The 26244-nt window shown below is 38.7% G+C and carries 21 protein-coding genes and 1 pseudogene; 8 read left to right on the top strand and 14 right to left on the bottom strand.

All coding sequences use genetic code 11. The features are described 5' to 3' along the window. Nucleotides 1–26 precede the first annotated feature (26 nt). The 9 genes from CBG49_RS02270 to flxA form a co-directional block, all read right to left on the bottom strand. Nucleotides 27–2309, bottom strand: coding sequence for a hypothetical protein (locus CBG49_RS02270; RefSeq protein ID WP_088593201.1), 2283 nt, complete (start codon nucleotides 2307–2309; stop codon nucleotides 27–29). Nucleotides 2310–2393: 84 nt separating this feature from the next. Then, nucleotides 2394–3341 carry a hypothetical protein gene (locus tag CBG49_RS02265; protein WP_088593200.1) on the bottom strand — a complete coding sequence of 316 codons (948 nt, stop codon included), beginning with the start codon at nucleotides 3339–3341 and terminating at the stop codon, nucleotides 2394–2396. A gap of 276 nt (nucleotides 3342–3617) precedes the next feature. Then, entirely contained in the window at nucleotides 3618–4982 is a 1365-nt protein-coding gene (locus CBG49_RS02260) for a TlpA family protein disulfide reductase (protein WP_088593199.1), read from the bottom strand. A 227-nt stretch (nucleotides 4983–5209) separates the two neighbouring features. Then, on the bottom strand, nucleotides 5210–5734 hold the full coding sequence (locus CBG49_RS02255) for a hypothetical protein (protein ID WP_088593198.1): 525 nt from the start codon (nucleotides 5732–5734) through the stop codon (nucleotides 5210–5212). 235 nt (nucleotides 5735–5969) lie between these two features. Continuing rightward, on the bottom strand, nucleotides 5970–6365 hold the full coding sequence (locus CBG49_RS02250) for a hypothetical protein (protein ID WP_157668350.1): 396 nt from the start codon (nucleotides 6363–6365) through the stop codon (nucleotides 5970–5972). Nucleotides 6366–6593: 228 nt separating this feature from the next. Continuing rightward, nucleotides 6594–10481 carry a DEAD/DEAH box helicase gene (locus tag CBG49_RS02245; RefSeq protein ID WP_088593196.1) on the bottom strand — a complete coding sequence of 1296 codons (3888 nt, stop codon included), beginning with the start codon at nucleotides 10479–10481 and terminating at the stop codon, nucleotides 6594–6596. Between the two features lie 313 nt (nucleotides 10482–10794). Then, the gene (gene flxB, locus CBG49_RS02240; protein WP_088593195.1) at nucleotides 10795–11529 is read right to left on the bottom strand and encodes a flexirubin biosynthesis SDR family reductase FlxB; all 735 of its coding nucleotides are present in this window, start codon (nucleotides 11527–11529) and stop codon (nucleotides 10795–10797) included. A gap of 147 nt (nucleotides 11530–11676) precedes the next feature. Next, nucleotides 11677–12186: a DUF4948 family protein gene (locus tag CBG49_RS02235; RefSeq protein WP_227002935.1), complete on the bottom strand. Its 510-nt coding sequence runs from the start codon at nucleotides 12184–12186 to the stop codon at nucleotides 11677–11679. Between the two features lie 16 nt (nucleotides 12187–12202). Continuing rightward, nucleotides 12203–13711, bottom strand: a complete 1509-nt coding sequence (gene flxA, locus CBG49_RS02230; protein WP_088593193.1) for a flexirubin biosynthesis tyrosine ammonia-lyase FlxA — start codon at nucleotides 13709–13711, stop codon at nucleotides 12203–12205. Nucleotides 13712–13881: 170 nt separating this feature from the next. Here flxA and CBG49_RS02225 point away from each other — a divergent pair, with 170 nt between their 5' ends. The 6 genes from CBG49_RS02225 (at nucleotide 13882) to CBG49_RS02200 (ending at nucleotide 19020) form a co-directional block, all read left to right on the top strand. Further along, nucleotides 13882–14598 carry a hypothetical protein gene (locus CBG49_RS02225; protein WP_227002934.1) on the top strand — a complete coding sequence of 239 codons (717 nt, stop codon included), beginning with the start codon at nucleotides 13882–13884 and terminating at the stop codon, nucleotides 14596–14598. Between the two features lie 14 nt (nucleotides 14599–14612). Continuing rightward, on the top strand, nucleotides 14613–15341 hold the full coding sequence (locus CBG49_RS02220) for a YggS family pyridoxal phosphate-dependent enzyme (protein WP_088593191.1): 729 nt from the start codon (nucleotides 14613–14615) through the stop codon (nucleotides 15339–15341). A gap of 92 nt (nucleotides 15342–15433) precedes the next feature. Further along, nucleotides 15434–16756, top strand: a complete 1323-nt coding sequence (locus CBG49_RS15985; RefSeq protein ID WP_227002933.1) for a hypothetical protein — start codon at nucleotides 15434–15436, stop codon at nucleotides 16754–16756. After that, nucleotides 16756–17658, top strand: a complete 903-nt coding sequence (locus tag CBG49_RS02210) for a histone deacetylase family protein (RefSeq protein WP_088595238.1) — start codon at nucleotides 16756–16758, stop codon at nucleotides 17656–17658. Before CBG49_RS15985 ends, CBG49_RS02210 begins: the two co-directional genes overlap by 1 nt. A gap of 87 nt (nucleotides 17659–17745) precedes the next feature. Beyond that, nucleotides 17746–18258: a hypothetical protein gene (locus tag CBG49_RS02205; protein ID WP_088593190.1), complete on the top strand. Its 513-nt coding sequence runs from the start codon at nucleotides 17746–17748 to the stop codon at nucleotides 18256–18258. A 21-nt stretch (nucleotides 18259–18279) separates the two neighbouring features. After that, nucleotides 18280–19020: a hypothetical protein gene (locus tag CBG49_RS02200; protein WP_088593189.1), complete on the top strand. Its 741-nt coding sequence runs from the start codon at nucleotides 18280–18282 to the stop codon at nucleotides 19018–19020. Between the two features lie 55 nt (nucleotides 19021–19075). Here the strand turns inward: CBG49_RS02200 and CBG49_RS02195 are convergent. Further along, nucleotides 19076–19303, bottom strand: a pseudogene (locus tag CBG49_RS02195) (IS1595 family transposase); the annotation flags it as partial. Between the two features lie 171 nt (nucleotides 19304–19474). Beyond that, nucleotides 19475–19957: a hypothetical protein gene (locus tag CBG49_RS02190; protein ID WP_088593188.1), complete on the bottom strand. Its 483-nt coding sequence runs from the start codon at nucleotides 19955–19957 to the stop codon at nucleotides 19475–19477. 688 nt (nucleotides 19958–20645) lie between these two features. Between CBG49_RS02190 and CBG49_RS02185 the strand changes: the two genes are divergently transcribed. Beyond that, the gene (locus tag CBG49_RS02185; protein WP_009412067.1) at nucleotides 20646–21941 is read left to right on the top strand and encodes an MFS transporter; all 1296 of its coding nucleotides are present in this window, start codon (nucleotides 20646–20648) and stop codon (nucleotides 21939–21941) included. A gap of 88 nt (nucleotides 21942–22029) precedes the next feature. Continuing rightward, on the top strand, nucleotides 22030–22587 hold the full coding sequence (locus CBG49_RS02180; protein WP_227002932.1) for an RNA polymerase sigma-70 factor: 558 nt from the start codon (nucleotides 22030–22032) through the stop codon (nucleotides 22585–22587). Between the two features lie 85 nt (nucleotides 22588–22672). On the opposite strand, the gene CBG49_RS02175 is transcribed toward CBG49_RS02180, so the two are convergent. From CBG49_RS02175 to CBG49_RS02165, 3 genes are read right to left on the bottom strand one after another with little or no spacing between them, the layout of a single operon-like run. After that, a complete protein-coding gene (locus CBG49_RS02175) occupies nucleotides 22673–23974 on the bottom strand; it encodes an MFS transporter (protein WP_009412065.1) in 1302 nt (433 codons plus the stop codon). Further along, nucleotides 23971–24864 (bottom strand): glycerophosphodiester phosphodiesterase family protein, encoded by an 894-nt coding sequence (locus CBG49_RS02170; RefSeq protein ID WP_225883697.1) that lies wholly within the window; start codon nucleotides 24862–24864, stop codon nucleotides 23971–23973. Before CBG49_RS02170 ends, CBG49_RS02175 begins: the two co-directional genes overlap by 4 nt. Before the next feature lie 11 nt (nucleotides 24865–24875). Then, on the bottom strand, nucleotides 24876–26243 hold the full coding sequence (locus tag CBG49_RS02165; protein WP_088593185.1) for a RagB/SusD family nutrient uptake outer membrane protein: 1368 nt from the start codon (nucleotides 26241–26243) through the stop codon (nucleotides 24876–24878). Nucleotide 26244: the final 1 nt, after the last annotated feature.

Here is a 26244-nt window from a genome sequence, read left to right as displayed (position 1 = left end):
CTTTGACAAAGTGTAGTGACTGCCCCCTAAATCTCTCCTTTCTTCATTTTTTCAAAATTGGTTTGAATCTCTGATTTTTCATCATCGCCACCATATTCGGCCTTAGGGAGATTTTTAACAGCTTTTTCTTGTATTTCTAAGGCTTTTTGCTTTTCACCACGTGCGTACAAGAGGTGGGCAAAAGTGTCTAAATAATAAGAATTTTCGGGTTCTAATTGTACTGCCGAACTCGACCATTGGAAAGCCTCATTCAATTTATCGGGGTTTTGTTTGTGCTCTTCAAACACTTTCCAAGCAATGTTGTTAGCGCGATTTGCAAAACGCATTTTGTAGTATTTCCAACTGTTCTCATCATCGCCTTCCGAAAAAGCCTTGTCTAATGCAGCGATGAGATTGCTATCCTTTTGCAATAGATTTTTGTAGTATTCACCGAAGTAAGCTGCGGCTTCATCTACATTGTTATCATAGAGAAAATCGATGTAGTTATCGGCGGAGAAAAGGTTCTTTTTCAAACCTTCTTTATAAACAGTTTTTACGGGTTCAAAGAGTTTTTTGTCGTTGAAAACGATACGGTCGAGTTGGTTAGATAGTTCTCCGTAATTTACTTCTATGATTCCTTTGTTCAAACGTTCGTTATAGCCCATATAGTTGTCGTCGTTACCTTCAATTTTTTTGTTGTAGGCTTTGATATCATCGGCGAATTTCACCAAATAAGCAACCGCATCTATATCGGCGGTAGTTGCAGGTTTTTCGGCGTTGAAAATGCGGTAGTAATAGTTGCTTTCGGTATTGTTGAGGGAGAGCAAGAAAGCGTACTCAGGGTCGAGTTTAGTGTCCTTTTTATGAGCATTCACCACGCGTTCCCATTGGGAGATTGCCTGCTCTGGGGTGAGTTGCATTTGGTAAATACCTTTGGGATTCTTGAGATTAGAGAAATAATCTTCGGCTTCTTGCGCAATATAGTCAAAAGCTTCTTCCTCATTGCTATCGCCGGTTTTTTGTTCCGGACGATTCTTTGCTAATAAATACACACGCTGACTGTCCTTTTTGAGGAAAGTGGTGAAAATGTTTTGCAGTTCTTTTACGGGTAGTTTAGGGTTACTCAAGGCTTTATCGAGTGCGCGTGCCATTGCAATAGTGCTGAAACGGGCTACATTTTCGTTAGAAGTAAAGAGCTCATCACTGGCAACCTCACTGATGGTTGCGGGTTGTGAATAAAGCACATTGCCTGCAACGTCTAACAGAACTACTTGGTTACCTGCAGGAACTCCTTTGGCTTTGAGGGTTTTGAGGTCTTTGGCAGTAGCCAAATAGAACTCGTAAGGATAAAGCGGACTGTTATCGTCATCATCGTCGTTATAGCCACTACCGTCTTCTTTGTATTTAGCGAAGAAATCATCAAATTCAGCTTTTGCTTTTGAGTTATCAGGTTGCTGGAACACTACCACTAAACGACTTTGTTTATCGGCTGAAGCGAGGGCAACATTGAGGTTTTTAGGCACCGAAACTACGGCTTTGGTTTTTTCTTTGGTTTTTTTATCGGGGTCGTATCGAGGAATATCGCGTTCTTTTTCAAAGTCGATGAAGTGAGCCCATTGACTTACGTTTTCTTTAGAAGCGACAGGTACTTGGTTAGGATTGGGTTTGTCGTTTGGTTTGCTAAAGACAATGGCATTGCTGCTATTGCCTTCCGAAACCGAAATAGTTTGTTTGTCGGGATTGTAAACCCCGTTGAGGTTGAAGGAATTACCACCTGCTAAAACAGCGATTTCCACAGCATTTGTATCTTTGCCAATAGGGAATTTTTGGATGTTTACTTCCTTGTTTTTGCTGTGGGCAGCTTGGTGAGCATCAACTAAGTAGAGATTGGCAGTGCGGGGTACTTCAAAACTTTCGAGCACATAGTAAGTTTCGCCATTGCTATCCTTTTTTTCTTCAATATTCTCTAAAGAATCGATTTTGTTATAAACGCATACGTACTCCACTTCTCCTTTAGCATTTTCATACCCAATGTAGAGATAACGCGGATCGGCACCTGTGCGAGGCGGTGTTTTGAGGGTGATTTGCAATTGCTGACTGTCGCTTTGTTTTTTCTCAACAACAAAAGAAGAGGTTTGAGGTTGAAAAAGTATTTTTTTATCTTTGAGAACGTACTCGCCCGAGGTAGCAATCAGTTCGTAAGTGCCGTTGGGGAGGAATCTCAATTCTAAAGCATTGCCAAGAGAGTTGGCTTTATAATTTCCTGAAGGAATGGGGGTTTGCGCAGCCAAAGAGAGCGGCAAGAGCGCTAATAAGGGGAGTACTTTCATTTTTAGATATTAGTTAATTTAGTTTTTAGGGCTTAGCAGCAAAAAGTGAGCCAGAGCATTTAGTATATTGTAAAAAAGGAAGGATTAATCTATAATTCCTTTTCTTTTGGCTTCGGCGGTAACGATCTCTATATCGGGGAGTAACTCGCGATGGGCTGTGGTGAGTTTTTGAAAGAACTCATAGAGATCATAACTATAGAGAAATAGTCTCTCAGCATCAGGGATTTTTACAGCTTCTTCATAGAATTTGATAAAGTAAGCCATTGCCTTTAGGTCGGTAGCATCAGGGATGTATTCGGTGTGAAAGATAATTTGCAGGAAATTCTGGTTGTAGAATGTAGTGTAGTTGCGTATGAGCAAACGGGTATACTCCTCATTTATTTTTCTATCGCGATAATGGGCTTCCACTAAGCGTTTCCACTGCCAGCGCAGTTGTTTAGGGGTTAGCTTTAAGATGTAATTTTCTACCTTTTGTAGTTGTAAATCATAGTTGTTGGTCACCATTTTGTGAAAAGCCTTTTCTACATCTTCTATAGGAGCTTGGGGGTTGGTAAGCACTTTGTCGATAAGGCGAGCAGTGGCGGTAGTGCGCACCTCAGCTTCAGTATCGTCATAGAACAATTTTTTGCGATGCATTTCGGGTATAGTAGCTTCTTTATAATACATTACGTCACCATCATAATCACATACAGCATACACGTTTTTATCAGTAGGGATGCCATTTTTTTTGAGCCATTGAGCGTCGTCAATTTCATCTACTAAGTAAAAAAAGTAGTAGTAAATAGGTTTTTTGCCTTCTAAATCTTGGTCGTTAGGGTGTGATTCTATATAGTCGTTCCAGTAATCGTCGTAATGTTTAGACCTTTTCTTGTCGTTAGGTTGAGAGAGCACAACTAATAGTTTTTCTTGGTCTCGAACGATGTCGCTTATCACTCTTATCCGCATAGGAGGGGGAGGAGGAGGCGCAATAGGTATAGAATCGGTTTGACCAAAGGCAAAAAGGGGTAATAGTGTTAGAAAGAGGTGTTTCATTATAGGATTAATTTATAGTCAATATAAAAATAGGTTGCGAATAATTAGGCTTGTTTTTAGGGGGGCGTCCGAAAAGTTTTATTTATGTGGGCGTTTGCAAAACGCCCCTACAATGTGACTAAAAGTTATTGATTATCAGGTTTATAGACTTTGTCAAAGTTTTGGGACTTTGACAAAGTTTATGATGCAAAAGCGATTTTGAGACTTTTTGGGCAGTGTCTACACAACATACTCTAAAAGCAACTGATTATCAAAATGTAGCGACGCATCAACCTGTTACTTTTTACCTTTTAATACTTTCTCTATATTAGGGTCGGAAGGCTGGGGCGCATTGAGACTTACGATTCTTCCTTTCTCATCTATAATGAGAAAAGTAGGAATTTGTGTGATGCCACATTCTTTAATAAATTGAGATTCAGAGGCTTTATCGGTAATGAGTTGCACCCCTTTGTATTCTCTTTTCTTTACCATTTCTCGCCACTCTTGCTTATCGTTGTCTATAGCGATACTTACAAACTCAATGTTTTCTCCTTTGAGTTTTTCCTGTAAAACCCTAAGGTCAGCAAGTTTTGTTTTACAGGGGAGGCACCAAGTAGTCCATATACTCACATACAAGCGTTTCCCTTTGAGATCTGTAAGAGAAGTTGTTCCTCCTTGAGCATTTTCATAGTTGGTGAATAGCGGAGCCGGTTTTCCAGGAGCTAATTTCAGCGTTTTGTGATAAGCTTCTTTAGCATCTTGTATTACTTTCTTATCTTTTACATTGTGGAGTATAAAGTTCAGTATTTTCTTATTTTCAGTATTGCCAGGTTTTATCAAGAGTACCAAGTTTTCCGCAAAATAAGCACGAATATTATCCGATTTGAGAGTGCTTATTAGCTTTATGAAATTATCTATTCGCTCGGGATTGTTGGGGTTTTCACCTATTTGTTCAAAGTATTTGATTTTCACCAAAGTTCTATAGACTTCATTGCGCTCAAATTCTTGTGCATTATCAAAGTCTATCGCATCTCTTTCGGCATAGAAATCTTTGGGGAGTTCCACTTCCTTACGGATGAAGAATTTATATATATCAGGATATTTTATCAAAGCATATATATAGTTGTAGTCAATCCAATTTTGTTGGTTTTTGAGGAATTCATTGTCAAAATTATAGCTTTCTAATTTTCTTTTCAATTCGCCTAATAGCGCCCTAATGTTTTTTTTAAACTCCTGAGGTTCTTGTAGGAAGAGGGTGTTATACGCATCGGATATTTTTTCTTTAAAGAAGTGATCCCTTTCTATGAAATACTGAGTTTGCTCGGCTTGCGCTCCTGATACGGTTACCTTAAGAGGTTGCATACTCATAAAAATCTCTATATTGGTTTTGTTATCTATATACAAAGAAAGCGATATAGGATCCTCAAGATAGTAGGTATGATCATTGCTTATAACGGGTATGGTATCTCGGAAAGAACCATCATTGCCAACAGCAATCTCCTTAAAGAGTTTATCGTTATGAATAAGTCGCATCTTTTGATTAGGCATAGAGAAGTCTAATTTTCCAGAGATTACCCCATAATCCTTTCCTTTTTGGAGAGATTGGGCGCCACAAGGAGCTAATAAAACAAGCGTTGTTAGGGTTGTAATGATTTTTTTCATATTGTTTATTTGTATTTTATTAGTGTTTATCAAAAACGGCTTGCATCTCGCATAGGTGCGTTTTATGTTGCTTGTACCGTTTGTCAATTAGGTTATTGTACTGCTTAGTATTCAACAAGGTATTTGATACATTACCCCATATCTAACTAACTTTCAATGTAAAGCTGTTTAAACAGAAACAAATAATAACCCTTTAACAAGAAAAACAATATTCTACCTCTAGTTATTTATTCCTTCCTTTTTTCTAACTGGTGCAAAGCCAATTCCTTTATTTTTATATCATTAGTTTCAGCTGCTAATTGCTCTAATGCTAAAAGACTCTCAGGCTGTGGTTGAGCTCCTATAGCATAGATGATTTTTCGTATATAAGGATATTTGAAGTCATCGTCTTCTAAATACTCAGGGATATTATCTATCGCTTTTAATAGAATAGGTATATTTTTGGTACTATTATTCCACATTGTTTGAAATAAATCAACAATATCTTCGTGGGAATTATGAAAATTCAATAAAAGCAATCTCCTTAAAGGTTCTTCGTTAGAGGGATTAAAACAATTTAACAACCACCCCGTTAGGATAACATTTTGTACTGTTTCTAAGTCCTTTTTTTCTATTAATGTATATATTGCATTATTAAATGATGATTTATCAATTTCTTTTTTTAGAATAGCTTTCAATTCTTCATCATCTTTTATTTCTTCTGTAAAATAATATTTATCCATTATATTATTTATAATATCAACGGTTTCCATATTTCTCGTGTTTTTTAATTTCTTTTACAAACCTAAACTCTAAGATAACGTGAGTTCGGCGTAAGTATTCATTTAACAATCAGCGAAACATTTTAAATCTCCCACAAAGCCAGCGAGTTGGCGCAGCTGGGTATGTGAAACACGAATTTTCACCTGACGGTGAATTGTTTTGTAAATATATTATAATACAAAGCTGTAAATCAATATTTTGTTATATCGAACTGACGTTAATTTATTATTTTCTTCTGTTGGAATGCGCATTTCGCCACTTTTCAATGAGAGTTAGTATTAAAATTGAACCTTTTTGTAGTCCTTTTTTAAGCAGAAAGCATATACCCCACCACAAACAACCAGCAACGAGAGCTCCTATACTAAAAAGAATGTGATCAATGATTGGAGGAATGCCATCTTTATTGATTACAAAAGAAAGTGCTATGCTTAAATATCCAAAGGTATAATAAAACAAATATCCACAAGTCAAAGGATTGTTGTTTGTATGACATTCTTTTGTTAAGTACCAAAAAAAGTCAAGTGATTTTCCGTTTACAATGATTGTTATGGTAGTAACAATGACTATAAACACTAAAAAATAGTATAAAATATTTATTATTTTATTTATTTTCTTTCCCATTTTCTCTTTTTGCGTGTCGCTCGTGCCGTTTGTCAATTAGGTTGTTGTACTGCTTAGAATTCAACAAGTTATTTGATACATTACCCCAAATCTAACTAACTTTTCAATGTTTTATATATTAAATGCCTAAACAAAAACAAATAATAACCTTTTAACAAGAAATACAATAGTCGTCCCTCGTCATTCGTAATTCGTCCCTCGTCCCTCGTAATTCGTCCCTCGTCATTATCATTTCGCCCATTTCCTTTTGTAGTCAAAGCCGGCGTTGAGCAATATTTTTTCCTTGTGCAGGTCTTCTAAATAGGCTAAATCGTTGTTGTAAAGGGGTTTGCTGAGGCATTCTACAGCTACGGGCTTGCCTTCTTTGGGTTCTAACAAAATATCGATAGTATAACCACCAAACTCGTAGTCCATAGTGATACGCTGGTCGGGGTATTTTTCTTTGAGCTGACGGTAGGTTTGTTCTTTAAAAGCACTTTTACTTTGCTGGTCGACATCGGTGTGTTTGTGTCCGTAGAGGTCGAGTTCCGATAGTATTTCACGGCGGAGGGCATCATTGCCGTCGCTTACGGCACGGGCGTAGGCGAGGTAGGCGTAGAGCACAGCGCGGCGGTTGTTAGCCCCTTCTTGCGCTAAAGCGTCTTTATAGGTTGCTAACAATTCTTCGGGAATAGAGTTGCACACGTATATCTGTTCCTTGGCGCGGGTGATAATCACATTCAGCAGTTTGTAGCCTTTGGAGAAGTTCAGCGGACCAAAACTCTGTACGAACTTGCCACCTTTCTTCTTGCCATAAGTTACCGATAAGATGATGATATCGCGCTCGTCTCCTTGTATGTTCTCCAAGTTCTTGATAAAGAGTCCTGCTTGTTCTAAGGCGTTGATTTTCTCGCGGAAAGCCGTTTGAGTAGGGTCGTTTTGCTTTTGGAGTATCTGTTTGCGTATGTAGTTGCGCTGGGTGATATTGAAGGTCGCAATCCCCACCGATGGGTAACTACCGTCGGCACGAGGTTCTATTTGTGAGAGGATACGCAATACTTCGGCAGCTTCCTCACGGTTGATATGCTCATCGAATGTGCCATTTACCTGAGTGAAATGGATAGGGATACGATTTTCGGTGCTGGGTAGCGGACGCAATCGGGCGTTGTAGAAAGCGTGGTTAGAAAAATCAATCAGATAAGGGTGTTTAGAACGATAGTGAAAATCTAAATGGTTCTTACTGAATTGGTACTCCAAAGCGTAATCCAAGAGCGACTCTATGTTCAGCATCGCATTTTTGTAGGTGAGGACTTCATCTTCTTCCTCGTTGTCGTCCTCATCTTCAGCACTACCGTCGAATACTTTGCTAAAGTAGTTAGACGGCGGCATTTGGTGTTCATCACCTGCGATGATAATCGTCTTGCCTTTGAGCATAGCCGGCAAGTTGTCTTCGAGTTTCAGCTGACTTGCCTCGTCGAACACCACATTGTCGAAATAGAAATTTTTGCCCTCAAACAGATTGCAACAAGCATCGGGGGTAGTGAGGATAATAGGGAAGAAACTCGTAAAGAGGTCGGTGTCCTTCATCGCTATTTGTCTCAAGGTGAGGCGACTGTGTTTTTCACTTTTGCGCTTATTGTAGAGGTTTGCCACAGTGAGATCTTTGTTAGTCTCTTCAAACGTTTTTACAGCTTTGCGTTGTTGGGTATTCCAATAGCCCTCGATAAAATCTTTTTGGGCAGAGGCGAAGTAGTGTACTTTCTTTTTAAAATCGGCGTAATCGCGCTCGTTGAAGTTTAGCGTATCATCGGCATTTCGTTGCAAGAGCAAGGTGTAATAAGCATAGAGGAAGGAAGCTTCCCAATGCGTTACTTTGGTAAGTGATAAAACAATGCGTTCTTGGAAATCGTTAAGCGATTGAAAGAATGCAAACCACTCGTACTGAGCCACCAAAGGCTGTGCAGGGTCGGCTTGATAGCTGTTGTAAGTCGCCAAGCTGCGGGTGATAAAGGCTTCAAACTCGGCAAAGGTATTGCCAAAATTGACAGCGTCGAGCCAACTATCAGCTTCTATGCGGTTTTTAAGCGATTTCACTTCGCTTATGAGCTTGTCTAAATCGGCGTTTACAAACGATCGTTCGTAGTAATTCAGCAGGTCTAAGGCAGCGAAATCAGCATTAGCTTTGCTGTCGAAATCGGTTTGCGCTTGGGCAATGGCAGGAGTGTACTCGGCGATGATAGTTTTGTTGAGCAATAAGTTATCCGAAATAGCAATCGACAAAAAATTACGGTGCAAACTGAGTGCTTTAATCGCTGTACAGAGTTCTTGCAAGCGTTTTTGGGTTTTCAGCACCTGCTTTTTCTCAGCAGAAAAGAGTGCTGAGAGTTTGTAGAAAAATCCTTTGGTTACTTCTGGTTGATACACAGGTGAAGTAGGGGGGAGCGTAGCGGTAATCAGCTCATACTCATTGCGATATTGCGCTAAGGTATCCAGCTGTTGTACAAATTCCTCTTTGCGTTTGTGCAAGTAATAGGCTTTATAAACGGCTTTCTGTTGCTGGATAACCTCCCACTGTTGCGCATATTGTTTGAAGGCTTCGGCGAGTTGTTGTTGGGTGTTAAACAGATTGGTAGCGGTGAGTTTTTTGGGGTTGAACAAATGATTTTGAGCGTAGGGTGCATACCGCTGATAGAGCGCCTCACCTTGTTGCCAAAGGGGTGCGAGAGAGGTAAATTCTTCATCGGTAAACTGAAAGGAAAAAGCCGAGAGGTCGAGTTCTTCTCTATCTGTTTCGTAGCGCATTAGCTCCGCCATTACATCTGTCCACGACAGTTGGTTGAGGAGCGGTTGGTTGAGTTTGTGGTGAATAGCATTGATATCTGTTGTGATTTTGCGCATTGCTTGCACTTGTTCAGCAAGGAGTTTTTCGGGAAAGGCTGGTGTTTCTTTTTTAAACTCGGCATTATCGATATGGTTACGCACGGCATCTACAATGAATCTGCGGTCGGCAATAGCGTCTTTTATCATTGTGCAATACTTACCCAAACCTTTGTTTTGCAAGGCGTTGTAGAGTACTTCGAGGGCAGTTTGCTTCTCGCAGACTACTAATGTTTTCTGTTTGTTTTCCAAAGCATTGATGAGAATTGCCGTGAGCGTTTGGCTCTTGCCCGTACCTGGGGGACCTTGAATGAGTATTTTCTGCTGACTTTTCAGCGATTCCAAAATCGACTGTTGAGAGGGGTCGGTTTCAATAGCGCTCAGCGATTGGAATTGTTCATTAGCTGTTGCCTCCAAAGGTACAAATTCCTTTTTCAGCGATTCGTAATCGTTGATGATATTCTGTTTTTGGACTTCAAAGAGGGAGAGGATACCGCATTTTTCTATAAAAGCATCGCCTTTGTTAGGCAAAAGTTCCTCGTACTCCGCTTTTGTTTTTAGGGGGAGAATTTCGGTATAGTTGTTCAGCAAGAAATCCAAGTTTTGGGTAACTTTCAGTTGGTTGAGGATATCCGAACAAAGAGAGTGCAGTTCAGGTTTATCGATTTTGCCGTCTTCCAGCATCTCGTCGGGGATGGGTTTGAGGCTTACGCCTGAATCGTTTTGCAGGTGGTTGGTGAGCACCTCGTTCAGGTAGATAGGGTCGTCCTCATTGCGGCTTATCACCCACGTATTCATTTGGGTAGCCGGCTTTATCTTCACCGACCAAATTAGGATAGGCGCAGCCGTGAGTTGTCCGTCGCCCATATCGCGGCGCAACAGTATGGGGAAGCCAAAGCCGAGTGTGTTCACCCCTTTTTCGGAAGTGATAACCTCGCTTTGGAACATCAGGTTTTCGATGCTATCTACGAGTTTTTCGAGGGCGGGATTGCGTTCAAAGCTGTTGTTGCGGCTCTCGGAAGAGGCGCTACGGCGGTCTATATCAGTACTTTCGGTATCGTGAATAGAAAACGAAAAGTTGAGGTTGCGCAGGGTAAGGAGGTCGAGGATAAAGCGTTCGGGCAAGCTCTTGAAGATAGCCGAAAGTCGTGCAATATCAAATTTATAGCGCGAAGCAGCAGGAATAGCGTTGAGGTGCACGCCACGGCGGTTGCCTACTTTGAGTTTGTTTTGTAGAGCGGTGAAGATTTCTTGATTCATTTTAGGGGTTTATTTTTTATTTGCATTGATAGCTTTTATCAGGTCGTTTTTTGTAGGAGCTACCCAAACTTCAATGAGGTAATCCCAACGACTCACGTCATCAAAGAAAGCAAAATGCAAGGTGTTGGTAGCATATACTTCATAATGCCACTGTGCATTGGGTGAAACTTTGTGCTCAGTTACGGTTGCATTGAACTCTTTCTCATAAAAAATTAAAGATTCTTTTCATACGATAGGTAATTTATAATTAGCAAATTAGCAAATAAGAAAAAGCTGTTCAGTGGGATACTGAACAGATTTTTTCACTTTTCACTTAACTATATACTCCCCCGTTGATATTTATCACTTCTCCGGTGATATACGAGGCTTTTTTAGACACTAAAAACGATACGAGGTCGGCTACTTCTTCAGCTTCGCCAAAACGCCCTACAGGAATCAGTTTTACGAGGTCTTCTTCGTTGAGAGAGGAAGTCATATCGGTGCGTATAAACCCTGGGGCAATGGCATTTACAGTAATATGACGTTTCGCCACTTCTTGAGCTAAGGCTTTGGTAGCAGCAATGATAGCCCCTTTAGCAGCCGAGTAGTTAGTTTGTCCTGCAGTTCCCTTTACTCCCGATACCGATGAAATGTTGATAATACGTCCGTAGCGATGGCGTAACATTTTTTGGATAAAGAAGTTGGTTACGTTGTAAAAACCATCAAGGGTAGTAGAGATTACCTTGCTCCAATCCTCTTGAGGCATCCACATAAAGAGTCCGTCGCGATTGATACCCGCGTTGTTCACAATCACCTCTACCACAGCATCTTTATTGTCGTGTTGCCATTGGGTGAGGGCTTTGGTGGTGCTTTCGTGATTAGAAACATCAAAGCGAATAATCTCTCCCTCGCGCCCTAATTTTTTGATATGACCGAGGGTTTCAAGGGCAGCTATCTCATTGCTTTGGTAAGTAATGAGTAGGTGATAATCGGTGTCTTGCGCGAGTTTTTCGCATATAGCGCGCCCTATGCCTCGCGAACCGCCTGTAATGATAGCGTACTTTCTCATTTTGTTTTTTTATTTAGTTTTTCTGTCTGATAAGTCTGACAAGTCAGACTTGTCTGATTATTCTATTTTTTTTTAACCACACTGTCGCTACACTTTGCTAAAATTTCACACTTTGGCAAAGTTGAAAATAGAACTTTTGCTCAGTTATTATCTGTCATAGTTTAACTCTATGTGCCAATTATTGCCTAATTCTTTTACTAAGTGGCAATTTGTTATTGAATTATAACGCTTTTCGGACATATCTACCTCTGGCGGACAGATTTCGGCATCACTTTCCTTAAAATTCCTTTTGGTGTAAAGAAAATTCTTTTCAACACCCCAACCTATTCCACCATAGGAATAATAATTAAAAGTAACCTGATCATTGGAAAGGACAGATATCCCACTACATTGTACATTTTGTAACAAGGAATCCAATTTTCTTTTTTTGTTTATGGTCAGCTGATTGAAATATATAGAATCCTTGGCATTTTTATATTTCCCTTCAACTAAAATAGGCGGATAATCAAACGCTGTGATTGTATCTTCTGCAATGATTTGCCGAACCATTTCAAAATCAGCTTTGTGTGTGTTGAAATGACTTGTCATTTGCTTGTCGGTAGGATCTTTTACCTCTGGTTTGCAACTTTTTAAGGTGAAAAGTACTAATAATAACAATAGTATTCGCATTGTTCTATTTCTTCAACCACGTCGCTGTTTCCTTCAAATAAGGATAAAACACCATATCTTCTTTAAAGAACGGAATAATCTCCCTTATTTCGTCATACCATTCTTTGGTAGTGCTTGAAAGCTGGTCATAACAGCCCAAAATATCGATAGCCTGCGCAATGGTAATCGCTTCAATGGTGAGTACTTGGAAAGCATTCTCTATCACCTTGCGGGTGAGCGTTGCGGCATTGGTACCCATACTCACGATATCCTGATTGTCGTTATTATTCGGGATACTATGCACATACATAGAGGTAGAGAGGGTTTGACACTCGGCAGTGGTAGAGGTAGCCGTGAATTGCACCCCTTGCATACCGAAGTTAAAGCCCAGCTTGCCTGCATTCACAAACGGCGGTAAAAGTTCGTTGATTTTAGGATTCAATAAGTAGTTGAGTTGTCGCTCGGCAAGCATTGCCATACGGGTAACTACCAGCTTGAGTTTGTCCATTTCAAGGGAAATATAATCGCCGTGGAAGTTCCCCCCGTGATACACTTGTTGGGTAGGCAAATCTACGATAGGGTTGTCGTTAGCCGAGTTGAGTTCTTCTTCAAAAATGCGCTGGGTGTGTTGCAAAGTGTCTAACACAGGACCTAATATCTGTGGCACACAGCGCAATGAATAGTATTCTTGTACTTTTTCTTTGAAAACAGTCTCGTTGTGCTCTCCTTGGTAAAGGTGTTCTGCGCGTTTGCGGGTGCGCTTGCTGTCGGCGAGAAACTCGCGCATTAGCTTAGCAATATCCTGCTGACCGGTATGCTGTTTGGCGTTGTTTAATTCTTCTGAAAAATGGTCGTCATAAGTCTGTACCAATTCATTGATAGCACAGCTGAATTTTACTGTCCAGTCCAATAGTTTTTCGGCATAATATAAATTCACCCCTGCCAAGCCCGTCATTACCGAGGTACCGTTCATCAGCGAAAGACCCTCGCGCAAGTGTATTTGTAGCGGTTTGAGACCTACTTCGGCAAATACTTCAGCCGTTGGGCGACGCAAGCCTTTGTAGAACACTTCGCCTTCGCCTATGAGTACTAAGGCGAGGTGAGCCAACTGCACGAGGTCGCCACTGGCGCCTACACCACCGTGCTGAAAGATAAGCGGGGTAATGCGGTAGTTCAATAGGTCGCGCATCAGCTCAATAGCCTCTATATGCACCCCCGATTTACCAAGAGAAAGACTGTTCAAACGACAGAGAATCGCTGCGCGTACCGTTTTTATATCAAATACTTCTCCACAGCCAGAAGCGTGGCTACGGATGAGATTATACTGCAATTGCAATTGGTCTTCAGACTCTATGCGATATTGTGCCATAGGGCCAAAACCAGTATTTACGCCATAGATAATTTTATCGTTGGCAAATTCTTTTAGAAAGTTATAACTCTCCTCAATCAAATGTTTAGCTTCTTTGCTAATCGCTACTTGTTTTTTGTGAAAAACAATGGCTTTAAAATCTTCGTAAGTACGTAGTGTTTTCAACTGGAAAAAATTTTAATATGAGCGACAAAGGTAGTAAATAATTGGTAAATTAGCAAATATGAGATATTTTTACTACTTTTGTCGCCATAGTCTGGTTTATCAGGCAACTTTTTATTTTTTTAACTTTTCAACCCTTGATGAGCATTCTTACTATGAAACTATTGCTTCTTATGATTGTCAGTTTATGCTTTTTCAGTGTAAAGGCACAGAATTTTAGATTGATAACAGATGTGCAACAACATCAGTTGAATGGAAAAGTGAAAAATGTGAAGGAAATTATTGAATATGAAGCACCTTTTTTTAGTGCTATTGATACTGTTTTCTATTCTTTTAGTAAGGATGGTTTTATAACCAAAAGCGAAACACGAACATTGCAAGGAGAACCTATTAATGAAGCATTTAAAACAATTTTTGAACGTCAAGGAGCCGTAGCAACTACTATAGTTTATAATCAAGAAGGAAAGGAGATTGATGGGAATGTGGTAAAATTAAATAAAAAAGGCTTTCCCATTGAAATGGAAATGCGACTGAATGACACTGAAAAAGTAAAATTTTATTATCGCTATGACCCTAAAGATTACAAAACAACTCTTGTATCTGATGATAAAATAATAAATGTAAAACAACTCATTACCTATAACAAAGAGGGATTCCTGATAACTAAAGAGGTTTTTAAAGATGATGACCCTCTTCCTATAACTAAAAATGTTTACACTTATAATAGTCGAGGCTTTGCAACTACAGTTCTTTCGCAAAACGCCGACAAAAAGGAAACAAAAATTACCTACGAGTACCAATACGACACTCACGGCAGTGCTATTGAAATAAAGAAATACGAAAACGGCAAACTCAAAAGTACCGCTAAACGCACTATTGAATATTATTAAGAAACACAAAAATAATGGAAAACATTCTGCAAAACATCGAATTAATACAACAACGCATCGCCAAAGCCTGTGCTAAGGTAGGTCGCAAACCCGAGGAGGTAAAACTCCTCTTAGCCACCAAAACTGTAACTCCTGAACGCATCAAAATAGCACTTGAGGCAGGATATACCCTCATCGCCGAAAACAAAGTGCAGGAACTCAAAGAGAAGTACGAAGCCTTGAAAGATACCCCTCATACGAATCATTTTATCGGTCATTTGCAAACCAATAAAATCAAAGAAATATTGCGCTATGAGGTGAGTTGTGTAGAGTCGGTAGATCGCCTTGATTTAGCCCAAAAACTCCACAATCGCCTCGCCAGTGAGGACAAAGAACTCGATATCTTTATCCAAGTGAATACTTCTAATGAGGAAAGTAAATTTGGTGCTGACCCTTCCGAAGTGCTCAACCTTGTAAAGCAAGTGGCAACCCTGCCTACCCTCCATATCAAAGGACTGATGACAATAGGCTTGTTTAGTGCCGAAACCGAAAAGGTGCGCGCCTGCTTTCAACTCCTCAAACGCATCCAGCAGGATATTATTGCCCTTAACCTCCCCAATGTAGACCCCCAAGAGCTTTCAATGGGAATGAGTGGCGACCTCGAAACTGCTATTGAGGAAGGCGCTACTATCGTGCGAGTAGGTACCGCTATCTTCGGTCAGCGCATCTACCCAGATAGCTATTATTGGAATGAGAAGGCGTAGGTGGCAGGGGGCGCTACACTTTAGCAAAGTACTTAATTGCCCGTGCGGCTCGCACCTTTACTAATTTGCTAATTTTCTAATTTGCTAATTTTATGAAACACCTTATTTTTTTAATCTTCATTTGCTGTGCCATAGCTTGTGAGCAAAAAAAGCCTTCTGGCACTACATCTCAGGAAGAGACTATCAACTTTCAGTTTGAAAAAACTCCCGCCTTATACAACTGCTTGAAAATCCAGTTGGAAAACGGAATTTCAGTACTTGTAGACGGTTCCTTTGATGCAGAACTCTATAAATACGGCAAAAACGATTTGGAAGTTACTTTTCCTTTGGTAAAAGAAATATTGCAGAAAAAAGGCTATCAGTTTCCTACAGAACCGGAATTTATAGCACGTGTACAGAAGATTTTTGGCAGGACAATAGACCCTAAACTACTTACTTCTTTCTTGTATGTGCAAACCGAAATCCCTTGTGAGAAGCAAATCAACTACTATAGAAATGACAAGTCGGTAGATATTACCCCTTATTCGTACTATCTCAGCAAAAAAGAACATTTTATAACCGAACTCTACGCTATTCCAGAACTGATAGACTACCAAGCGCTTTACCCCGATTTATACGCCTTAGAACAAAAAATGCCACGCCTTCTAAAAGACAAAGATGGTGAAGAACGTTATGAAGTTTACCAATGGCAACAAATTCCCGATTTGAAAGAGCGACGCGAGAAAAATATTGATAAATTAGTACATCGCAACAAATATCTATTCAACGATGATAAGGCTTCTTTCCAATGGCTTATAGCAAACGATGCTTATTTTATGAGTGAATTGGTGAAAAAAATAGGTTATACTGAAGATGAAAAACTCTTGGAATGGGCAATCAAAAATACTCACTACGAAAAGGATTACCCTCAAGATTACGGCAGACTTTTTTGGACAAAAAACTGCAAGACTGGTGGCGTGAAAATACATCTGAATACCTTTAAAATTTTAAGAAACCTATATAGTACAGAAGCAATAGCCGAAATATCTGATGGTTTGGATGGTTATATCAACTATTTAGGGAACGATATGTCCGCCGATGAAGAATCTAAAAAAGAACAACTCACTGAAAATGAATACATCCAAATTTTAGCCCATATAGCCTATTTTGCCCAACAATACGACTTAGATAACTACCGCCGAGAAGATTATCATTATAAAATCATTTATTTTCCGATGGGGCGATTGCGTTATTTTTTAAATGGAGATGACCGTTGGCTAAAGGAAAAACAATATTTCGGTCTGCCAAAATTTAAAGAATGGTGGGATAAAGCTGCTTATGCCGAATATTATTTATCAGAATGTGAATACGAAGGCAGTTGCGGTCCGGGTTATCACCCCTTAAGTGAAGAAGAATGGAAAAAGCAACAAAAATAATGTACATCGCCTATCACCCATTATACAATCACCCAGTGCCCGAAAACCATCGTTTCCCGATGGAAAAGTATGCCCTCTTGCCTCAACAACTCCTCTATGAAGGCATTGCAAGCGCCTCCAACTTTCATACCCCCGAAAAAGCTACCCAAGCTACAGCGGCTTTGGTGCATACACAACCTTACTTACACAATTTCTTACACCTAACACTTTCACATAAAGAAGCGCTACCCATTGGCTTTGTACAATGTCAGCAGTTAGTAGATCGCGAACTTACCTTAGTACAAGGTACTGTAGAAGGTGCTTTGTGGGCATTGCGTACGGGAGAAATCGCCTTTAATATAGCAGGAGGCACCCATCACGCTTTTTCAAACCGCGGAGAAGGCTTTTGTATGCTCAACGATCAAGCTATTGCTGCCGCTTATTTGCTACACCACACAGCGGTGAAAAAGGTGCTCATTGTAGATTTAGATGTACACCAAGGCAATGGTACTGCCGAAATTTTTAGAAATACCCCCGAAGTCTTTACCTTTTCAATGCACGCACAAGCTAATTACCCTTTTGAAAAGGAGCAATCGGATAAAGATATAGCCCTGCCCAATGGCACAGATGACAAAACCTATTTAGATATATTGCGCAGCGTTTTGCCACAGCTCATAGAAGCCCATCAACCCGATTTTGTGTTTTATCAAGCAGGGGTAGATGTGCTAGCAACCGATAAGTTAGGCAAGTTATCACTTACTGTAGAAGGTTGCGGTGAACGCGATCGCCTTGTTTTTGAAACGTGTCATCGGTATCACCTGCCCGTACAATGCTCAATGGGAGGAGGGTATTCCCCACAACTCACCTCCATTTTACGAGCACACACCCAAACCTTTGCCATAGCGAGTGGTATTTACGAGTGATTATTTAGGTAAGAGATAAGACATAAGAAGAGTTTAATTGCCTGTGCGGCTCGCACCTTTGATAAAGCCTATTAGAATAAGAAAACAATGAGAACAATCCTACTTTTATTATTGATAATTCTACATACTCAAATACAAGCACAAACTACAAGAATAGAGAATGATTTATTCGCAAAGGTTGTTACAAAATTTAAAAAAGATAAAGAATCTTTTGGAGAGTTTAAATATTTAGGGCTGTGCCATTGTATTAGTAGTGTTTTAGAAAATGAAGAAGATTTGTTTTTTGCTGAATATATAGATTACTACAATAGCTGTTCAGCGCTTACCCGTTTGTTAAATAAAGAAGTGCTAAAAAACACTTTTGCTATTTATGAGAGTAAGTTGAAGGATTTGAAAAACAATACTGAAAAATTCAATCAGTGTTTTCTTTTGTATAACCAGAGAAAACTTAAACAGTGTTATATACAAACTATCAGTAACCAGAATAATTATATAGAAGATAAAGAAATTCAACTATTTATGGAAGATTACCTCAACTTAGGTCGTGTAGATATCTATAGGTTTATAGAAGGAAAAAAGCCTTTGGAAGTCAGAAAATAATATTGAAAAAAGAATTAAAAAATGAGAAATCTTTATGCCTTAACAACATTCTTTTTCTTCTTTTCTTTAGGTTTAGCCTATTCTCAAAACAAAATAGTTAGATATACTGATGAGAAAGGATGGGAACAACAAATTTTGTATTATCTTACTCCAAAGGGGAAAGAATATGCACGTGTGTATTTATCTTTAGATAAAAAAGATATTTCTCGCGATTCGCTTGCATTCTATAAAACAGGCATTAAGAGATATATTTCTGATGGGTATGGGTACAAACTTTCTGATCAAATAGATTATGAAAATCCTAAAAGGCTGAAAGGAGAATATTTTTTATTACAACACATAAATTCTATTGACGGTTGGGATAATTTATTTTATGACAATGCCTTAATAAAAAACTTAATAGGAGAACGAAAAATAAAAGCTAATGAATTGTTTTTTGACAATCAATTAAAATTTGAAACAGCTCTTTTTAGGCGTTCTTCTTATGCTAATTACTATTCAAATACAGGACTACCTTTTGAAAGTGATAGAAATTATAAAAACATTGCTTGGGTTAAAATTAAATTTGATGAAAAAAAGAAACCCATTCGTTTAGAACTTCTCCTAAAGAAAGACCCCAAAATGACGAATCCTATTTACAAAGATTTTCATTACACTCGAGAGTATTTTTATAACAATAATATTATAAGTAAAATCATCACGACTATAAAGGAAGTAGGAGGAGAAACAAGAAAGTATACAGAAACTTATGAGGTGATTTAATTTGTAGTTAAAAAATAACCCAATGAAAATAATATTTTTATTTTGAGGTGTCAAGTTAATGGCATATTAACAGAGGTTGGAAAATAGGTTCTCTTTCAAGCATTCTTTTTATTAAACTGTTAAAGATAGTCTCTTTGCTTTGTGAGCGATTGATTCTAAAACTGTATTCCGCTAAATATCGGTCTATGTTAAATTCTGATACCCAAGAATATATACCTCTTATCCAAGACTTTACTTGATGTATTACCTTATGTAATGTAGGAAAATTCTTCCCATTATTACTAAGTCAGTTTTAAAGCGTTCAGTAAACTCTAAGGGCTTTGTCCCTTAAATAATTCCATAATACATTAATTTTCAGAGTGTAAATATATGAAATTATTTTGATACCTCAAATTTTTAATACATCTCCCCATTGCTCGCTTGATAACAATGTTGCTTGAACATTTCCAATCTATTATTCAGTTTGAACTTTAATAAAATAATAATCTAAATAATCTCTCATATAATCCTCTATCCATTCTTTTTGTAATCTATCATTAGATAGTAGGTTGTAATAGGCTTTCTTTAAATTTTTATTTGACACATTATATAATTTATAACATTTAGACACTATCAAATAACCATTATAATAACTATTCTGAACACCTTCAAATCTCTTTTTGTATTTGTTGTGATAAGTCTCTAACACCTTCTTTATTTCTTCTTTTTCGAAAAATCGGGGTAATGGTTCTAGATGATTAAATGTGGTTGTGTAGTTATCTTCAAATGTTTCTGTGTGTAAATAAGTATCATTACAATTACAAAAACCATAAAAAACGAATTGTTCAAAAGATTTGCTATCGTTTTGTAATTTTAAGTACGTCTTACTAATCAGTTCTTTGTTTTGAGCATTACAGAAAATGCTAAAAAAGACTATTATAATGTTTAACAATTTCATATTCAATTATTTTAATTGAGGTGTCTATTTAGCTACACACTAATTGACTTTGGGAAACGTTACTTGATGTATTACCTTATGTAATGTAGGAAAATTCTTCCCATTATTACTAAGTCTGTTTTAAAGCGTTCAGTAAACTCTAAGAGGCTTTGTTCCTTAAATAATTCCATAATACATTAATTTTCAGAGTGCAAATATATAAAAATACTTTGACACCTCAAACAAGAAAAATAAAAAAGAACAAACATTCTGTTTTACATATTGATAGGATTAAAAAAGCAAAACAATCGGATGTGCCAATACTATGTAGAGAGGTTAGGAGGTCTAAAGCCTTGTATAGGAATTGACACTATTGTTTTAAAAAGAGAGAAGAAATGAAAAAATTATGGAATTTCATTGAAAAATAATGTTATACTTTTTAAAATTATTGCTAACATACATTTGTCTCCCATTTCTTCCTACCTCTTGATTCCTAATGCCTAACAGTTACTTCTTTTAAAAAATCATAAATAAACCTTAAAAAAGTCTTCGTTTTTGTTGCGTTTTAATTTTGGTTTATTTACTTTTGCCGTCAAAATCAGGCATCAGGTGTCAGGGAATAGGTGTCAGGGAATAGGTAACACATTCTTACCTCTTACCTCTTATCTCTTACCTTTTTTAACTAATTAAAAATAAATAATTTAAAATAATGGAAAACCAAAATCAACAAAACAAAAGTTACGTATTGCCTATTGCAATGATGTTCGCTTTATTCTTTATGATATCATTCGTAACAGGCTTGCAAAACCCTTTTGGGGTTATTGTGAAAAACCAATTTATGGCGAGCAACCTCGAGTCACAATTGGGGAACTTAGCCAACTTCATTGCTTATGCCTTTATGGGTATACCAGCAGGGAAAATGTTGCAACGCATTGGTTATAAAAAAACAGCTTTAACCGCTATTGTGGTAGGTTTTACTGGAGTGTGCGTTACTTTCCTTTCAGGTATTGCAGGTAGTTTTGCCGTATACCTCACAGGGGCTTTTATTTCGGGGTTCTCTATGTGTATGCTCAATGTGGTAGTAAACCCAATGCTCAACACTCTTGGTGGTGGCGGTAAACGCGGTAACCAACTCTTGCAGTTTGGAGGGGCTATCAACTCTATTGGGGCAACCATTGTACCTGTATTGGTAGGTTACCTCATTGGTACTATTAGCGCTGGCACTTCAATTGCCGATGCTAACCCTGCACTCTTCTTAGCAATGGGTATTTTTGCTTTAGCATTTATCGTACTTTTCTCTATGCAAATACCCGAACCTCACGCAGCTCAAGCCAATGTAGCTACTGTAAAAGACGCTCACAGCCCTATGTCATTCCGCCACTTTATATTAGGAGCGATTGCTATTTTCCTCTATGTAGGTATTGAAGTAGGGATTCCTAATATTGCCAATTTATTTATGACCGGTAGTAATGAAGCCAATGGTTTAGGTATTGATACTACTACAGCAGGTTCGGTGGTAGGTACTTACTGGTTTTTGATGTTTATAGGTCGTTTGACAGGAGGTTCATTAGGAGCTAAATTCTCAAGTAAAGGGATGCTTACTTTTGTATCTTCTTTAGGTATCCTTTTTGTAATCTTAGCTATAGTAATCCCTGATACACAAGTAGTAAATATGCCTGTGTTCAAATCGGATATATCTTTTGGTTTAGCCGAAGTGCCAATGAGTATAATGTTCCTTGTACTTTGTGGTTTGTGTACTTCAGTAATGTGGGGAGGTATCTTCAACCTCGCTACCGAAGGATTAGGTAAATACACTGCTGCCGCTTCAGGTATCTTTATGGCGATGGTATGTGGTGGTGGTATCTTGCCAGCTATCCAAGGAGCTGTAGCCGATGTAGTAGGTTATATGCAAAGTTACTGGGTAATAGTAATTGCTCTTGCTTACTTATTGTTCTACGCACTTGTAGGTAGCAAAAACGTAAATACCGATATCAAAGTAGACTAACGAAAATGATTGTACTATAATTAAAAAAACGCCCAAAAGCACCTTAATGGTCTTTGGGCAGTTTTGTTTTTTTAACAACCTCCTACCAATGAACGATTTCGCTACATATTACGCCTCTTTGCACCAGCGCATACAACAAGGAGATAACACTGCCTTTCAAAAGCTTTTTGATAGTTTGTGGAAACCTCTGTACGTATGGGCACAATCGGTGGTGATGGACGAAGATATAGCTAAAGATATAGTTCAAGAGGTGTGGATTGACTATTGGAAACGCTGCAAAAAAATACAAAACCTTGCTATCGATGCCTATTTGCGACAAGCTGTCCGCTACAAGGTGTACAACTATTTACGCGACCGCAAGTTCAACACAGTGCAAATAGAGGTTATACAAGAACTCCTCACCGATGAACTCACCGTTGACGAACCTATAGCCCTACAAGAAAATCTCACCGCTACCGAGGGTAAACTTCACCGCGTACTCAAATCTTTGCCCAAGCGATGTCGTGAAATCTTCAGTTTGAGTCGAGAAGAAGGAATGAGTAACAGCGACATCGCTACGTATTACGGCATCTCCAAACGCACAGTAGAAAACCAAATTACTTTTGCCCTCAAAAAACTGAGAGAGGTGTTGGGCGCGTTCTTTTAGTGAGATAATTTACCGATAAGTATAAAAAAACACTGGCTTTTTGAGGTCAGTGTTTTTTCTTTATAAAGTAATGAAGGATAAAAGATTATGTTTTCTTCCAAGTGAGTAATGCAAAGAACATTGAAAGCACTGCTGCTGACACCCAAAATATAGATATAGCACTAAAATCGTAAGTAGTTACACCATTTAGTACAGTTTTATTTCCTTCTATTAGGTAACCACTAGCAATATCTTGAATACCTGCGGCTAAATAGCTCATTATTCCCACTACGCCTAAAGCAGCTCCTGATGCTTGTTTAGAAGCGATATCGGTAGCCATCAGTCCTCCTAAGAAACAAATGAGAGCTCCTATTGCCAAACCGAAAATTACCATACTGAGTACATCAATGAACCAGCTTTGAGGAGCAAAGAGCATTAGTGAGAGGGCGGTAATATTCATCAGTCCAAAGATAAGTGCGGGTTTGTTGCGATGACCTCCAAACCACTTGTCGGACACAAAACCTGAAGAAGCTGTGCCTAAAATACCACATATTGCATTGATAGAAACCAAGAGGTTTGCCTCTGTAAGACTATAGTGCTTGGCAGCTTGAAAATAGTAGGGTCCCCAGCTGGTAACCGCATAGCGCGAGATATACATAAAAGCACTAGAAAAGGCTAATAGCCATACATAAGGATTTTTTATTACCCCTAATTGTTCGCCCCATACACTTTTCTTTTCTTGAGCGACTTGTTCATTTACAGGGGGTAGCCCGATGCTCTCGGGGCTATCGTGAAAGAAAAAGTACAAAATTGCTACTCCTATAAAGCCTACTATAGCAGCTGTGAGAAAACCCCAACGCCACCCACAATACGAGGCTACTACGGCAGTGAGGATATAGGTAAGTGCTTCTCCTATATTGTGACTCGTACTCCAAAAGCCGTAAAAACTGCCTCGTTCACTACTCTTATACCAACGCGAAAGTCCCACAACACAGCACGCTGCCCCAATAGATTGTACCCATCCATTTATTCCCCAACAGATGATGAAAAACAAATAGGCATTGGTAAAACCCATCACAAGGTTAGCTAAAGCTGAAATGAGTAGTCCTGCACTCATAAAACGCTTGATATTGCTATGGTCAGCTAAAAAACCATTTAGTAGTTTGCCAAAAGCATAGGAAAAGAACAAAGCTGAACCTATAATTCCTAATTGCGATTCACTGAGAAAACCACTATCAGCGATTGGTTTTTTGACTACATTGAGACTTAATCTACACACATAGTAAAAACCATAGCCAAAGGTTGCTGAGAAAAAGATGTACCAACGCAGTTTTTGGTAGCGTTTAGATTGTTCCTCAGCTGTGCCTTGCAGTGGCTGAGGAGCACTTTTTTTGAAGTAATTTATCATTGTTTGTAATGTAATTTCTTAGATTTGAGAAAAGCGACGAGTTCTTTAATTCTATCAGTTTGAATAATATTTACTTTTTTTTCAATAAACCACTGATAAACGTTAGGATCTTCTAAGAATTTATCGTCGCTATGGCCTCCACTGAGTTCGTCCCAAAGTGAATTGACCCATACGCGATACCCTTTTTTGCGCAACGGGCTGAAGTCGATCAAATGTTCTTCAGTTTCTCCTAAAGTAAACTCAAAGCCGTAAACGGGGTAGTGGTCTTCAAAGCCTTTAATCATATCCCAACCCTGTCCTTTTTCTAATCGAATGATAGGCATATAGCAAATTTTGTCCTTGATATTACCATATTTTTCATTGAACTGTTCGTAGGTTGCTTCACCTTTGTAGAGCACTTGGTCTTCCATTGCGTATTTTTTGACTAACGGATAAACGAGATCAAAGTACTTAAAACCCTTGTCCAAGTTTAAGAATACTTTTCCTTTGGCGGTTTGTAAAGCTTCTTCAAGAGTAGGTATGCGCATTTTGGTAGGACATCCGTGACCGTTTTTTAAATATAGTTTTTTGATTTCGGCAAGGGTGTAGTCAATAGGGCTTCCTTTTCCGTTTGTAGTGCGGTCTAAGGTGCGGTCGTGTAGTAAGATAAGTACGCTGTCTTTGGTCATAGCTAAATCTATTTCTACCATATTTGCCCCAGCCTCGTAGGCTTTTTTAATAGCCCAAATAGAATTTTCGGGAGCTTCACGCCAATCGCCACGATGAGCAACGACCATCACTTTGTCTTGAGGAAAATTCTTGAGAGACAATTTTTTTTTGTTTTGTGCATTTGCCGAAAAAACAATGCATAATAGCATACTGAGTAAAGATAATGTAAATCTGTTTTTCATTTTAAAAAATTTTAATTATATCCTTGGTTTTGCCAACCAGTTTTGTTGTTTACGTTTTCAATTTCTACTGAAGGGATGGGGTACAGTTGTCGATAGGCAGGTACGCTGGGGTAAACAGTGCTAAACTGTTCTGTGCGTATGAGGTCGAACCAGCGGTCGCATTCTAAAGCGAGTTCTAATCGACGTTGCAAGTACACTTCTGTACGGAAAGCTTCTTTAGTAGGGAAATCGGATAAGGTTTTAGTAGCGATATTAGCATTGCTGCGTACGGCGTTTAGGGCATCTAAAGCAGCTTGAGTAGGAACTGAAGAGAGTTCGTTAGCAACTTCAGCATAGAGTAACATTACTTCGGCACAGCGAATAATAGGAAAGTCGCTGCTGGTTTCGTTACCAATACGGTCAGCATTAAATTTACCAGGGCGATTGCCATTAGAGGTAGGAGCTACTAAGTTTTTTCGATTATCACCACTTTCAAATAACGACTGAGGAAGTGCTATTACATTGCTGCTATCTTGATTGCGATAACGATTGTTTTGGTGTACGGATTCACCTACTCCTCCTTTGAGGTATTGTACAGCAAAAAGCACGTCCTTACTAGTTTTAAGATTGTTAGGAAAAGTTTCGTTTGAGGGTACTAAACCGATAACACTTCCTGCATTGATAGCAGTAACTAAGGGGGTAAGTTCTGTTAAGGCGGCACTGTATTGTTTTTGATATAGATACACTTTAGCTAAAAGAGCTTGAGCCGCATAAGCGGTAGCACGTCCGCGCTCGGCATCAGCCCAACGGGTAGGCAGTTGTTTTGCTTTTTGCAAATCACTGATGATAAGACTATACACATCGCTAATAGAGTTGCGTTGGTTGTTACGTGCTTCTTCTACGGTTTGTACTTTGGTGATAATAGGTACTTCTCCCCACAAACGCACTAAGTTGAAATAGGCTAAAGCGCGTAAAAAGGAGGCTTGACCTACAATGTTTGTACGTTCAACAGTAGTCATTGTTATTTTATCAACATTTTCCAAGATAGTATTGCTTCGTGCAATCACTTGATAGAGCGAAAGCCAAGTGGCTTTAAAATTTCCGTTAGCGGGGGTGTCGGCAAAAGTTTCTATTTCGTAGTTTACGCCTCCTGCAGCACCTGAATTTTCATCACTCACATTGTCAGCGCGTACCTCCATTAAAGTAAGAAAACGCCCTGAATATTGGTCTTTAGATTGCAATTCGTCATAGACACCTATAACAGCTCCCTCAAAATCTTTTACTTCTTTAAAAGCAGTTTTTTCAGTAGGTTTTGAAATAGGCTCGCGATCTATAAATTTGTTACAAGAAGTAGCTGAACATAAAGCTACTAATCCAAATAATATATAGGTTAGTTTCATC

The sequence above is a fragment of the Capnocytophaga endodontalis genome (genome assembly GCF_002209445.1).
In the GTDB taxonomy this organism is placed as follows: Bacteria; Bacteroidota; Bacteroidia; order Flavobacteriales; family Flavobacteriaceae; genus Capnocytophaga; species Capnocytophaga periodontitidis.
The sequence above is the reverse complement of the archived record's forward strand: the minus strand, read 5'-3'. Positions and strand labels throughout refer to the sequence as shown.